Source organism: Neorhodopirellula pilleata (assembly GCF_007859915.1).
GTDB lineage: Bacteria > Planctomycetota > Planctomycetia > Pirellulales > Pirellulaceae > Rhodopirellula > Rhodopirellula pilleata.
In genome coordinates this window covers 220,253-234,640 of sequence record NZ_SJPM01000009.1, presented here as the reverse complement: position 1 = coordinate 234,640, position 14,388 = coordinate 220,253, and the positions used below count along the sequence as shown (strand labels likewise).

6 protein-coding genes are annotated in these 14,388 nt (G+C 51.3%); all 6 read left to right on the top strand.

Annotation, left to right across the window (positions count from 1 at the left end; genetic code table 11):
* Positions 1-70 precede the first annotated feature (70 nt).
* The 6 genes from Pla100_RS20100 (at position 71) to Pla100_RS20075 (ending at position 14,264) form a co-directional block, all read left to right on the top strand.
* Positions 71-1,411 carry a type II secretion system protein gene (locus Pla100_RS20100; RefSeq protein ID WP_146579476.1) on the top strand — a complete coding sequence of 447 codons (1,341 nt, stop codon included), beginning with the start codon at positions 71-73 and terminating at the stop codon, positions 1,409-1,411.
* Positions 1,412-1,436: 25 nt separating this feature from the next.
* Positions 1,437-2,609: a type II secretion system protein gene (locus Pla100_RS20095; RefSeq protein ID WP_146579475.1), complete on the top strand. Its 1,173-nt coding sequence runs from the start codon at positions 1,437-1,439 to the stop codon at positions 2,607-2,609.
* Entirely contained in the window at positions 2,609-3,895 is a 1,287-nt protein-coding gene (locus Pla100_RS20090) for a pilus assembly FimT family protein (protein WP_146579474.1), read from the top strand. The genes Pla100_RS20095 and Pla100_RS20090 overlap by 1 nt, the downstream gene beginning before the upstream one ends.
* A gap of 545 nt (positions 3,896-4,440) precedes the next feature.
* Positions 4,441-5,400 (top strand): hypothetical protein, encoded by a 960-nt coding sequence (locus tag Pla100_RS20085; RefSeq protein WP_146579473.1) that lies wholly within the window; start codon positions 4,441-4,443, stop codon positions 5,398-5,400.
* A 298-nt stretch (positions 5,401-5,698) separates the two neighbouring features.
* Positions 5,699-11,815: a hypothetical protein gene (locus tag Pla100_RS20080; protein ID WP_146579472.1), complete on the top strand. Its 6,117-nt coding sequence runs from the start codon at positions 5,699-5,701 to the stop codon at positions 11,813-11,815.
* 61 nt (positions 11,816-11,876) lie between these two features.
* The gene (locus Pla100_RS20075) at positions 11,877-14,264 is read left to right on the top strand and encodes a PilW family protein (RefSeq protein WP_146579625.1); all 2,388 of its coding nucleotides are present in this window, start codon (positions 11,877-11,879) and stop codon (positions 14,262-14,264) included.
* Positions 14,265-14,388 lie beyond the last annotated feature (124 nt).

Sequence of the window (14,388 nt, the reverse complement as noted above, 5' to 3'; positions counted from 1 at the left end):
ACTCTTCACTCATCACTCTTCAACTACTTCTCGCCACTCGCCACTCGCCACTCGCTTCTAACACAATCCCATGCACCACTCGAACTTCCGCCAACCGCTCCTCGCCACCCGCCGCTCGGCCCGCGTGCTCCGAACCGGCTTCACGTTGGTGGAGATCCTCGTCGTGATCGCGATCATCGGGATCTTGATGGCTATCTTAGTTCCAGCGGTGACCAATTCGATTAAGACGGCGAAGGAAACAGCGATCCGGCTAGAAATTGATCTTATTAGCCAAGCTCTTGAAGCTTACAAGCTGAAGTACGGTGACTATCCGCCGGACTTCAGCGATTGGAAATCTGTGGAGAGGCATTTCCGCAAGGCGTTCCCAGAAATTGACGACAGCGAATTAAAGTTACTGGCACAATACACGCACCTTGATGAAAATTTTGACCGAGTTCCACTTACTGCGGATCTTGATCCGCGGAGCACGACCGGATCTTTTACCCACTATCGACAGGCCATCGATGCAGCAGAAGCTCTCGTGTTTTGCTTAGGCGGTTTTAGTCAGGACAAAAAGCATCCCTTTACTGGTAGCGGTGGTCCGCTCTCATTGATCACAAGTCCGTCGGCTTCAGTTGTCGCTGGTTATGGTTTGCACCAATACAATGTTGATCGTGACAATGCTTTTATGGACTTCAGCGAGGGCTTGAACCTATTCGTTGCGAATGATCCTACCAGTTCAACTCCCAATCCATGTGGCGCATCAAGTGCATACACTTTTTCGGGTGACGAATACGTTGCAACCGTCGTTGGCACAAGCGTAAGCGATGCTTTCTCGGCAAGGGCGACCAGCGGACCGTTTGCGAGTTTGGTTTTTTTGGTAGATCCATTCCCAGTGTATAGTCTAGGAGATGAACTCAATCCTGTTGTTTATTTCAATAGCCGCACTTACACAAACACTTTCACTCCGACTTTCGAGAAGACTCCTGGTGCTTCGAGCACGGACTGGTTGGTCAACGGTGGCGGTACGGATAATCGGTGGCACGCACTGAACATTTACATGCACCCCGCAAGCAGCGCCGAGTTCGGCGTCGCCAGACCTTATCTTTCTAGCCAAGCTGACACAAACGGGGTCGGGTTTTTGTGGGCCGAGAGATCAAGGTTCCAGCTAATTTCCGCTGGTCTCGATCAAAGTTATGGAGGTGTAGTTCTTGCGGGTGTTGTTGATCCAGTAACCGCTTCGACTGCGGGTGCTGCCGGTACAGTCAATGTTTTTGCAACGGGTCAATCTGCAAATGCCCTTGGGACTTTATCGGGAAGCGGTGCTGTGGACAAGTATGAAGAGACAACTGGGGTCTATGGATCCGTCAAGCCTCAGTTGGACAATATAACGAATTTCTCAACGCGGACTTTGGAGTCAGATTTGCCGTAAATATAAGGCAGATTGCTCAAATCACATGGATAACAAAAACACTAGCCGAAGAGCGTTTACGTTGGTTGAACTCTTGGTCGTCATGGTTATCTCAGGAATCCTGAGTGGCTTGGCCGCAATCGCGTTAACCGGAGCTTCCCGTGCAGCCCAGGAGAGTCGCGCACGTTCGATGGTGGATTCCCTGAATCTAATCATGTTGCAGATTTATGAGATTGAAAGCGAGAGAGTTCCGGCTTACCCGGGTGTGAGTGTTTCGGGCAACACTCAGGCCATGTCTGCTCTGCTATGGAAACGCGATTGGGTGCGATGTGTCTTACCGGATAGAATAGCTGAGGTGTCCACTGCGCCTGTAGTTGTTCCATTCTCTGACGTTGGCCCACCAGTGACGGCAATTCCGATGAGCAGCGCGACTCGCTTGTCTCGTTTGTTGAGAGCACGTGAGCGAATTAAGAATACCATCGTGAATGCGAAGTCACTTCCGGCGGCAACGAGCTATGTTGATCTTGTTGATGGGGATGTGACGAACGGAGAGTGGACCATTGAGTATCAGTCTGCGGAATGTTTGCATTTGATCCTTTCCTCAACCGTTGTAAACGGTAAGCCCGCCTCGGACATGCTGAGAACGCGGGATATTGGGGATATTGATGAAGATGGGATGCCTGAGATTTTGGATCCGTGGGGAGTTCCCTTTGGATTCATGCGGTGGCCCTGCGGCTTTAAGTTGACACCGCAGTGGAATGTGATCGTTGAAAGTCCGGCATCAACGACGGTTCGGGCGGATTGGGCTGATTTGGTTGCGATTAAGAATGAACTCGAACGTGATTCAATTGATACGCTTTTAGTGGATCCTCGCTACCTTGATAGCGAAAGTTCGACGCCGCCAGTGAATGCAACGGCGGAAGACCCGTTCCAATTGACTCCCATGATTGTGTCCGCTGGCAGCGACGGCGAATTTGATCTTTTTGGCCTCGATGGTGATTCAGTCTCACTTCCAACCATCAGTTTTATTCGAAGTGGTTGGCCGACTGAAGCGACTTCTCCAATTACGGTTGCAGGTTTTGCGGCCCCTGCAAACTTCGTGGATCCATATCTTGGCAATCTAGCCATCGGTAGTCAGCTTGGTGCCCGAGGTGACGTCAATGGCGATGGAAATGACCAATCCGCAGACAATGTCTATCCTGCATTTGGAGATTTTTGATGTCTAGATGCATTCAACGAAGTTTCCGCCGTTCAGCATTGACTCTGGTGGAGTTAATGGTTGCGCTGACGATTGTTTCTATTCTTGCGGCGATCTCCTTACCGACCGTCAAGAATACTCTTCGTGACCAGAAATTGGCTCGTGCAGCAGGATTACTGCGGTCAGCAATTGAAGAGGGACGAGCTCGTTCAATTGCCGGAGGTGGTGGTGGCGTAATTATTGACCGACTCGGTAAAGATTCGATCGCTCAACGATGTTCATCGAATCGGATTCGGTTTGCCACGGCCCCCAAGCCCTACACCGGAGACATTGCGTTGGAGCTAGCACTTATAGGCGTGAATGCCGGTGGAACACCTGACGATTTCACGGACGATACGATTGCTCTTTGGTTTCGAAGTAGTGCTTTGCAGTTAACACGATCAGCAAGTGATTTAAGCAGTGGAACTCGTTTTCGAACTCTTATCAACTATGGCGATGAAGTGCTTTTAGGGGATGCGGGTTTGCGATTTACTATTCAAACGATTGACTTCGGGACAGCAACGCTTCGCGCAAGCGACGGCTTACCGGCCGCGTTGTTTGCCGCGCCTAACCTTCCTCCCACATGGGTTCGGGTTCAGGTGGTAGCAAACGAACAGAATCTCAACATGCTGCGGTTTCGAGGAACACAAAGTCGTTTTTCGATCTTCCGAAGTCCGCGGCCAGCGATCGCCATGCCGATCGAAATGCCCCAAGACACCATGATCGACCTCTCCGTATCCGGGCTTGGACGATACGGAAATCAGTTTTCACCAATGGCCATCGAAGGTAACTATCTGGATGTTGCAATCGCTCCATTTAACTCCGTCTCCGTTGACTACGAGTCTGTAATGATTCTGTTTGGTGCTCGTGGTGAAGTGAGTCGTGTCTTGTTGACTTGGTCAGACGGATCGCAGACCGACTTGCCTGTTATTGGTGATATCCATCTGTTGGTAGGCCGGGGAGGCGAAGTAAAAACCGCACCGGAGGATCAACTAGAAGACACCGATCCTAATCCGATTGCGGATGATGCCGACGATGGTATTACGCCACTTTTGGATCAGGAAAGCATTTGGGTCACCATCAAGTCTCGCACTGGCGAGATCGTGACGTCGAATTGGACCGACCCTACCGATGATAGTACCAGCCTGATTGCGACGGGAAACACGGCCATTACTGACCTGGACTTGCGACAGCAAGATCGAATTCAACGAACGATAGGGCGGGTACGTGCCTCAGCGGTCGCTTCTTCAGACATAGGGACGAACTAATGCGATACATAACTAGCGATCAGGAAATAATCCTTCGCCATTGCAACCTGTACTTGAGAGAGTGCCGTCGCGAAGCAGTAACTTTGATGGAAGTTATCTTTGCAATTGGTGTCATCTTGACCGGCTTGGTTGGCCTTGCTGCTTTGATACCAGTAGCAGCAAACAATGCCCAAGCCGTTCTTGAAATGGATCGTAGCATCGGCGAATCAACCTCGGCTTCCGCCGCAGGTTTGGCTCGTCAATTCAACACGCTCAATCGTCTAGTGCTTTTGGATAAAGAGGCCGCAGGATCAACCGCTCGACCAATCGCACCACCGTTTTTTTACGGTTATGAGCCGAGCGGCGAACTGACGACGGTTGCCTTTAAACTGGGTACGCAAAATTCATCAGTGACAAGTTGGCCATTGTCTAGTACAGCAATGGGTCCCCAGCGGCGAATTGCCAAGCTGGAATCTCCCGGATACGGTCACAATAGTTTGAATCCGGATCCAACGAACGATCCGGTAAATGGTTTGTACTCCGGCTTGTGTCTCGATCCTATAGGCATGCCTGACCCTCAGTTTGCGACTTTCACTGCTGGAGCCAATGCTTATGATTTCAGTCGCTTTCCGTACTACAGTGAGCGATACAATGTTTTAGGAGAGCCGAACGCCAGCGCGTCGACGGGCGTTGCCGCGCCAGGGTGGCCGATGTCTCCTCGGATGTATCGCGTTACGTTGCGTTCTCCTGACGTGCCGCCGATTGCACCGTTGGGAAGAGAGCACTTGATGAATACGATGGCGCTGCAACAGATTTTTGGTGGGTTCGGATCCATCGAACGCGTTTCGGGAAATGAAGATGGCGACCCAAGTGGGGTACTGATCAATCGGTCACAGATCAACGGCGCGATTATCGATACCGCCGCTAGCAGTGCTTCGAATTATTCATGGTTTGCAACGCTTTCGCCTGATCCATCGGGTGGCAACCCTTTCAAGCAATCCATTGTCGTCGTTCGGCAGCGACTTGCTCCTGTCCCGCAACGTTCTGGCGATCCTCTTGCTTTGAATTCTTCCGTTTATACGGTAGAAGTTGCGGACGAAAACGCCTCTTCCGAACGGGTCACTTGGATTGACCCTGGAAGCGCGATTGGCTTTAACGGTGGTGCAGGAGGGGATGTGCTTGTGTATGGGTCTAACGCCGTGAGTGACGACATCAACACCGGTGAATGGGTAATGCTGTCTCGGCAGAGATACGACACTTCCGTTGCGCCGAACATTCCAACAGGAGCAGCAATCCATCGATGGTTTCGAGTTCTCCGAGTGGAAGAAGCGGAACGCGGAACGGTTGATGCGTCCTACGCGGGGTTTCCAACAGGCGGTTCGATTTCAGTGTGGCGCCGTTGGGTAACGTTGGCGGGTTCGGATTGGGCGTTTGATGACGGCGTTGCCGACCAACGTGACGATACTTTTTGCACGATCGTAACAGGGGCTGTTTCGGTTATTGAATCGGAAGTCGAGCTGCAATGACTCAGCGCCGAACTTCTACTTGACGGCGATAGCGTTCATTCGCTTCGCTGTTCACTCTTCTTTTTTTGCCTTACTGTTGACGCGAGACCTTATCATGAGTCACCTAAGAACTAACGGGTATTCTTCTTCTCGAAAACGACCCGCTATCATTTTGCTAGTTGTTTTGGGGATGCTGACTTTGTTCAGCATGTTGGGGGCCTCGTACCTGGTTTTTACCAATTCCCAACTGCGTGCTGCCACGAGCATCAACTTCAGTGAGCGGCGAGAGGGTATAGGCGAAGAGTATTTGAACCGTGCCTTGACCGGTCTACTGGTTGGAGCCACAGGTCCCGATTCTTCATTGTGGGGGCATAGTTTATTGGGTGACTTCTATGGCGTTCGTGATGGCGTTACTGGGCAGGTTGCTCGAGTTCCCGTTTGGCCCGTGTCTAACAACTTAGTCCGCCCTGACATTCTTTTGAGTGGGGAGTTTATCCGATTTCCAAGTCGTCTTCATGTAACTGCAACTTACACGAATCGTCGTTCGGATAACGATGCGAAAAGAACTTACCCTTCCGCTGCAGCTACAGCGTTCGCGACCGACGAAGAGATTACCGGTCGGGTTTTAACCTTTCAGCAGGGCCCGCTGGCGGGACTTTCGATGCGTGTCGTTCGATATTTCGGAGATCACACTGGTGCATCAAACAATCGGGCAATCCTGAGCGGTCAAGTTGTTTTGGACGTGCGACCCCATCTCGGAAAAGACATTACTGTCGATTCTCTAGGAGAAACGTTTACGCTTGCAGAGTGGATTCGTCGGCACCGATTACCAGTGGCCAGTGCAGATCATCGTGAAATTGCGCTGCTGTTCTATGACGCTGTTCCGAACACGTCTAACGATCCTGCCTCTGTTAGCGATTTTTATCTCAATGGACGCATTCTGAATGGTCCCGGACTGGGTTGGGATGTGGAGAGAGACAACACACTTGCCGAGTCTTCGCCTTCTTTCAATCTTAATGAGACGATTCGCACGCAATACGATCCAACTAAAACGAATGCGAGTTTGGTGACGGCGGACGTGAAGGAAGGTTCGGCGTTTGAGGCATCGGCAACTGGAAATGATGTCCCAGTGTCACTGCAAGGAAATTTTGCGTTATATCGTCGAGAGCCCGCAGCAACCGTCGTCAACGCAACTCACGCTTACATTCAGGATTTGCCTTCGGGCGATCAGGATGAACCGTATGATGCGCCTGACGAACAAAACTGGTTCTTAAGCCACTTTCCAACGAGTGCGACGATGGGAACGCCAACCCCTTCGTTCGTGCGCCCTGGGATTCTGAATTGGTTGCTGAATCAACATTCGACTACCACGGCCTTAGACTCACTCTCAATTACTCGCCTTCGCCAGATTGCCCGTGCCGTTCAACGCGCGAGTTTGCGCCCGATTCGAACGATCAACGATCCGGCAATGCCTACGTCAATTACCACCCGGGCTGATGGCGTCTTAAAGCTAGATTACAGCCAATTCACGGGTAGCAATACTTCGACCCTTGGAACGACTTCAATTGACTTTGCGGAAACGGACCCCGTGGTCCTAGCTAATCAAATTCGTACGCTAGCTCAAGCATTGGTGGGACCAGACTGGGACGTCGACAATAACGGGGACAATATTCTCGACAGTGTCTGGCTCGATGCTGGTTTATCACTAACAGAGACCGACGACGGTAAGCTCGTTAAGCCACTTGTCAGTTACCTCGTCGAGGATTTGTCGGGAAGACTAGACGTGAATCTGATCGGCAATCTTGCTCAGGCAAGGTCTTGGCAGCACGTCCAGCCCAACACAAACCGAATTGTTAACTCCGTAGAAGGCCTCCTTTGGAATAACGGCGTTGCAACTAGCGGAGCAACGACCGAGCCGGATATGTCGGGCTCGGTTCCACCATACCCTGTTGGCCTACCAAACGGTTTTGGATATGGACCCGCCGAGATCGATCTGCGACCTTTGTTTTTTCACGTAAATGCGCAGAGAGGAAACGGTGCATTGGAATTGCTGCGTCGACGATTGTTGCGGCAGCAAGTCGGCGCTACTGAATATGTTGCACCAGGTTTCTTGATCGACCAACGAACCGGAAATGGCAATGATTTCTTCGGCATGCTCCGTCAGCCAAACCTCCCCAATTTGCACGCGACCAATAATAGCTACGGATTACCCGTAGACAAGTTCGGTCGCGCGAGCATTGGGCTTGGCATTAACGGTGGTTTGCTTGTCTCAGGGGCGTCGGCGAGCGTTGCCAATGGAGGAGCCGCCGCGGGTGACTCGAATGATGACCCTTATGAGATGGATTTAGAAGCTTACGGACAACCTGACTCAGCGTTCTCACTTTCGGATCTAGAGGCGATTCTTCGTTACAATGATTTCGATCGCGACGCGCTTGAAAGTGAACTGGTGTATCTCTCCGAAGCCTACTTTGATGATCCAAACGGGTTTTCAACAACGAATCCATCTGGAGTATCCGGTCCAACTTACGCGGACGTTCTGGCGGCTCGTCAGGAGTTCGCAAACTCGATAACAACCATCAGCAATACGACCTCAGTGTCGAAAGGAGTTTTGTCGCGAGAGTATCGGGATAATTCCGCAGTCGCACAGGGTGCCGGATCGCCGCAAGATTTACTTACCGAAGAAGTTGCCAACGGAACGCTTACGAACGAGCAGCGCAACGCTTTGCTAATGCAATTGCTCCCCAAAGATATTTTGGCAGGCAAGAAGTTTGATTTGAATCGACCGTTCGGTAATGGCATTGATGACGACAGTGATGGGGTAATTGACGATCCTCAAGAATTGCTTGGCGGTGCTGAAACTTTTTACCAGGACTTTACGGGATCACTCTCCAATACAGTTTTCACCACCCCTTATACTGACACTACAAACGGTATACCTGGACCAGGTACAGGTAACTACGAGCCTTCCTCTCGGGAATTGTTCGCCCGCCATCTGTATGTAATGGCGATGACGCTAGCTCGGAATAACGAGACCGGAGCCGATTTCGATTTTAGCTATGGCGCGGCCGGATTGACGATCGACCCGTCGCAAGAGAAGGCTTTCTTCGACAATGGAACAGGCGCGTACCGTGTCGCCAACGAGGAAGAACAGTACCGTGCCTATCGATTGGCTCAGTGGGCCGTCAACGTAGTGGATTTCCGGGATCCTGATTCCATCATGACGCGTTTCCGTTACGACGTGGATCCGTTTAACGGATGGCATGTCGAAGATGTAACCGGCGGAACTTTAACTGGGGCGACACCGACGTTTGGAATTGTTTGGGGAGCCGAATATCCGGAGCTCGCGCTTGAAGAATCATTGGCGATGCATGATCGCCGCGTGCGAGATACGTCTTTAGATACGACAGCATCTCCCCGATTTGATGGAACCGATTTCGACGACAATGATATCGACCAATATCGCCTCCCTCAAGGATCGTTATTTTTGGAGATTCGTAGTACGCGGGCACCGGATCAATTGCGAGTTCTAGCCGACGATCGTGATGATGCAGCTCTTCCTTGGGCTGTTCCAGCGGAACTTTACGGCCATTTAGACATTGATGGCGGAGGAACGATCAATGCTGGCGACGAGTTTGGGCTTGATTTGGCTCGGCGACCGCAGGGTGATCGCAATCCAGTTTGGCGAGTTGCGATCACTCGTGCTCACCCGGGTTTCGAGGCCACGGGGGCTTCCGATCCCGAACTTTCTGCCGACGAGATGCTTCAACCGGCAGGCACCGCCTCAGCAGTGAATCCTTATCAGCTCGCGACGCCGCAGCGATTGACTGCAACGCTGGATCCAGTGCAACCATCTATTTTCGGCCCCACCTTTCCTGATGCGATCGAACGAGTGGTTTGGTTCACGAATGAGGACCCAGATGATGGGGGAGTCGGTGACACGACGGCGGGTGACGGTATTGTCAATTTTGCTCCGGCCAACCTCCAACAAGCTGGTCGTATATTTTACAATCGATTTCGTGCTTCAAACTATCCATACCAAGACACAACCGATAGTGATGTCGAAGTCTACTTACGGGGTGGGCAGTATGCAGTCATTGGGCCCCGTGCCGTGACTAATGTCGGGAGCCTTCAAGATGGTTCAGCAGGACCGACACACGATGCGACGACCGGCGAGCCCTTAGTACCGTACGCTGATTATGAGTCGCCTCAACGTTTCGAAATGAATTCGGGTTTGTTTGCACAGTTCTCCATCGCAGGGACGCGAGTGACTCCAACGGTCGATACAGGGTCGATTGCTTATGCCTCCATTCGTCCCGTGGTTGGTGTGATCGCTGCCGCGAATGTAGCGGCGACTTGGACCGGTCCTCGCGTGGCACCGGTTGCTATGATCGCCGACCCATTCAACCGAGGTATTGGACTCAGCGTCTCGGAACCGCTTAACGTTGGCGGAAGCTACTATCCCGCACCTACCGAATCGTTGAATCCTGGATTTCCAACCGATTCGTACTACAACTATGACACGGCGGCTGGGGCGTTTCCAGATGTGCCATTTGATGAAAGGACAATCGCAGGACAGTCTGAGCTGTTCGATGTATTTGACATAAACGGTTCAAAGACTGGGACGCGGGAACGCTTCAAAACGGCGTATCTTCAGCGGCTAGCTGATCCTACGCAACCGTTCAACGCGATTGATAATCCATATCGAACTGTTGACTATATCACAATTGATTTAACCGTATTCAACGGAAGCGAAGCTAATCGCCAGGAGACTGGCCCTGCTCCTGCCAGCGTGGTTGAATGGATTGATAAGAATAACCCCGCTCCTCTCTCGTCCAATCCGCCCGAATCATTTGCGAGTCGGTACAAAACTGGTCGGAGTTTATTCACGAACGCGACCGTTGCAAACCGAGAAAATCTGTCACACAGCGTAAACACGTTCCCTCCTGCCCTGACAGCGACGGCGCCGACAGCCACTGGCGGAAACACAGCGTTCTTCAATCGGATGCTAAACCTACAGGATGTGGTGAATCCTGATGTAACAACGTCGACCGCACCCACTGCAGTCGATGCGTACCCACTGGCAACTGCCCACTCATCAACGCTCGGCTACTCCAATGCCTCATACGGTGAGAGACTGCGTCGGAATGCAACTCCGACAAGTACTGCATTAGTATCTACTGGTCTGCCTTACAACAACTCGTTTACTTCGGCGATCTGGTTGAACAGATCGTTCGTTTCGCCCCTCGAAGTTGCTTGGGTCCCATCGACTTCAGCGGCAGGCTTGGTGACCCACTTTGGCACCACCGTAATTCCGCCGAACTATACCGGCGTGGACTTTTATGCCGGCACAGGTGGGGCTGTAAATGATCGACAAGAAACCAATGCTGTGTTTCCACACCTTTTCAACTTTATGAGTACAGACGGTAACTTCGCAAATACACCAAACCTTTGGAGAATTATTGATTGGGTTGATGTTCCAGCACCTTTCGATTTTGAAAACGAATTCCTTAGTACCAATAATGATTTGCTCGCCCAAAACGCAAACTCGATCAATCCGGAAACGTTTACGATCGATGAAGTCGGCGAATCTGTATTTGGTGATGTATTGAATTATGCTGCCCTTAGTTCAGCCACTCCCACCGGAAATCCTGATACGTGGGACAACGCTACAGCGGCGTTCTGGATGAATCGTTGGATTGGTGAGTCATTTCGCGCACCGAACAATATTCTGGCCCCTGATTTTCGACATGGGAAGGTGAACCTCAACACGATCAAAAGTGAAAGGGTTTACGAATCGATCATGCAAGGAATCAGCGGTGAGCCACCTATTATGTTAAATTGGCCCACTCCTCCTGCGACTGCGACGAACGGCACCCCACCAACCCAGCCATTCTTGACGCAGTTTATCCAAGAACGTCGAGGTTATTCAACACCAACTCCAGGTCCTGAATCGCTTGGTGTTGGTTTTGATCGAGAACACCCAACAACCTTTGCCGGTGCATTCAAGCCGACTTCCGTCGGAGATCTCTCATCGGTTGCGACGGAGCGAGGAGTTGAACCCATCGATCGAACGATCATGCGATCTGGAGGGCAGTCGGGTTCTCCGAACTTACCGTTGTTTATCCAACCAATGGGCGCGTCCACTGCACGAAGTAATTGGTCTGAACGTAGTGTCATGCATCAACAATTGCCGATGACGCGACTTAGTAATTTGGTGACGGATCAATCGAATGTTTTTGCTGTATGGATCACAGTGGGATTGTTTGAAGTGAATGCCGCAACAAATGGAGTTGGTCAAGAGGTCGGAAGTGACTCAGGGAATATCCGACGCTATAGGTCATTTCAGATTATTGATCGAAGCGTGCCCGTACACTTCGAACAAGGCAAGTTAAATAATGCGCTTGAGACAGTGAAGCTTTCCCGGATTTTGAACTAAGGCAGATCCCATGGTTAAATACACTCATATTTGGATTCCTGTGCAGCTTCGATCAAGGCCTATGTTTAATAGTTTGCTAAATACGGTTCTACAAACTCGCGCGAGGGCAATTCGATGCGATCTCGCATTCACCCTAGTCGAACTTCTCATTGCGATGACCATCACCATGTTGTTGATGGCTGCCCTGGGAAAGTCTTTCGCGGTCATTGGCAAGACAATGAAAGAGGGGCGAGGACAAGTTCAGATGTCGAGCAAACTTCGGGGAATAAGTTTTCGATTACGGTCCGATTTGAGAAGGATGACTACTAAGGCAATCCCGCCGATTTCTTCAGATTCCGGAGCCGGCTATTTTATGTACTATGAAGGACCGTTAACAGAACATACGTTCGGTTTGTTCGGCGCTGAACCAACTCAAACAACCGCGTCGGGAAGCTTAGTAACCCCATCGGATCCACTTTGGAATGCTGTCAACAACTCGCCGACGTATCGAAAACAATCGCGTTTTGGTGATTTTGATGACTACATTGCTTTTACGGCGGAAGCCCCAGGAAACGATTGGTTTACTGGTAAGGTTCCCGCTTATGTTGTAGATGACTCGTTGACGACATCGTTCGATCGAATGGCGCCGCGGACAGTTCGATCGAAGTTCGCTGAGATCATCATCTGGGCTGCACCGAGATGGGCCGTCTCAGCGTCGAATGGTTTGGTGCTTGCAAACCATCCCGCCGGAATGCCGCGATATCTCGATCAGGAGAACGGTACCGGTGATTTAGCACCCGATGACATCGTTCTGCATCAACGGATCCTGTTGATCCGTCCGGATCTAAACCTTCAAGGTACGATTTCCAGCACAGCATCTGCTCCGTTTGCCGGTGGCGATTTTGAGTCGGCGTATCTGCGTCCAGTCTCAGGTTCTACAGCACCAGATGGTGTGCCGCCCGAATTGTCAACGGTTTATCCCCTCAGCAGTATGAATCCGTATGTCGCCGTGAATAGCGACACGGACAACCGCGAAATGCTCGCCAGCAACTGGTTGACCGGGATGACCGGAATCCAACACTTTTTCGATATTTCGTTGCGTCGAGTTATTCATCCCGAAACCGGTGAGCCGACCCCATACGTCGCCGCAAACACGCTGGAGGATTTGACCCAACCTCACAATCGGTTTGCGCATGTCCGATATCCTGGGCGTTACTTTGGTCGTGGCGAGACGACAGGCGCTTTCGACTCTCGACTAGACTACGCAACGTCTATGCCACTGCTCGCCCTAGGTTGGAACGATACAATTTTGAGTTGGCAAGGAACCGCAGACCCTCGTGCGAGTACGCCGGTGGCTACGGCGCCAACATGGTTTCCGGTTGGACATCCGAGTCCCTCGACACTTAACGCGGCGGGCGGAAGCCAAACGGGATTGTTTAACGGATGGTTGCTTCCTCACTTTGAACTGGGGGATCCGAACCCGGTCGATACGAGTGAGGCTTCGCATTGGCAACGCGGATACCTCGCAACTACTGATCGTCGCTGGGATCGCACTGGAGAAGACGTAATTGGTTCTAATATTTTGGCGTTCGACGTGAAGGGTTTTGATGACAACGCACCGTTGTTCATCACTGCTGGACCAGATGGACAACCAGGACGCGCGTCCGTGAATGATGACAACTTTCCTACGACCGGCGCTAATTCGACAGATCAGTCTGTTACCGACGCAAACGGAATCAATCGCACAGAATTGGGATTCGTGGGAAGCGATGATGTATTACTAAAAACAAACGACATCGCTCTCGGCACTCTGATGCAACAACCTATTTTGCATCCTACCAATGCAACTCCTCTCGCCGACCTTCAGGGACTGGCAGGGCGAGGTGATTTTGTCGATCTTTTTTTTCCGCATCTGGCTGGAACACCACTATTGGACAATATGCGCCATAGCACTTGGACCACAACTCCACCACTAACTGTTCCTGCTACTCCTCCAGCCTTTGCGGTAAACGTTGGGATCAACTATGACACCTATCTTCAAACGTCATTAAGTGGGGGCGAAATTCCAAGGACGGGAATAAACGCGTTGAAACGCAGTGGAAAATTGGTTCATTCGAACGGAACAGGAGGCATCTGTTATTTTCAACCGACATACGACTCTTGGACAGACGCATATGAGAACGACGGATTTGATCAAACACAGACATTAACAGGAACCGTCTCGACTACCGGTGTCTTACATGGAACTACGTGGGTTTTAAATGATGTTAGCGGTGTAAACACAGTTCCTCGACTCGTTCCAGGGGGATTTAATTCGATTCAGATCGATACCGGAAAGTATTTGCCGGGAACTCCTGAAACATCACCCCCAGTCCCAGTGCCACTATCGGCCTTGCAGATCACGGTACGACTGAATGATCCGTCATCTGGTGAATTGATGCAATTTTCGGTTGTCGAGGGACTCCAGTAACGCACTGCACACCAGTTTCATTTCCGCAGCGAATAAAGGGGGAAGGCTGCCGCCGGGGTCAGGACAACTGTCGCCAAGGCCAGACGCGGGATTCGATATTCCGCGAACTTGCCCATCTCCATCA

Bases quoted from the DNA above. Each gene is read 5' to 3' on its own strand.
- Pla100_RS20100 (WP_146579476.1), top strand. From the start codon at position 71: ATGCACCACTCGAACTTCCGCCAACCGCTCCTCGCCACCCGCCGCTCG.
- Pla100_RS20075 (WP_146579625.1), top strand. From the start codon at position 11,877: ATGTTTAATAGTTTGCTAAATACGGTTCTACAAACTCGCGCGAGGGCA.
- Pla100_RS20095 (WP_146579475.1), top strand. From the start codon at position 1,437: ATGGATAACAAAAACACTAGCCGAAGAGCGTTTACGTTGGTTGAACTC.
- Pla100_RS20085 (WP_146579473.1), top strand. From the start codon at position 4,441: ATGCCTGACCCTCAGTTTGCGACTTTCACTGCTGGAGCCAATGCTTAT.
- Pla100_RS20090 (WP_146579474.1), top strand. From the start codon at position 2,609: ATGTCTAGATGCATTCAACGAAGTTTCCGCCGTTCAGCATTGACTCTG.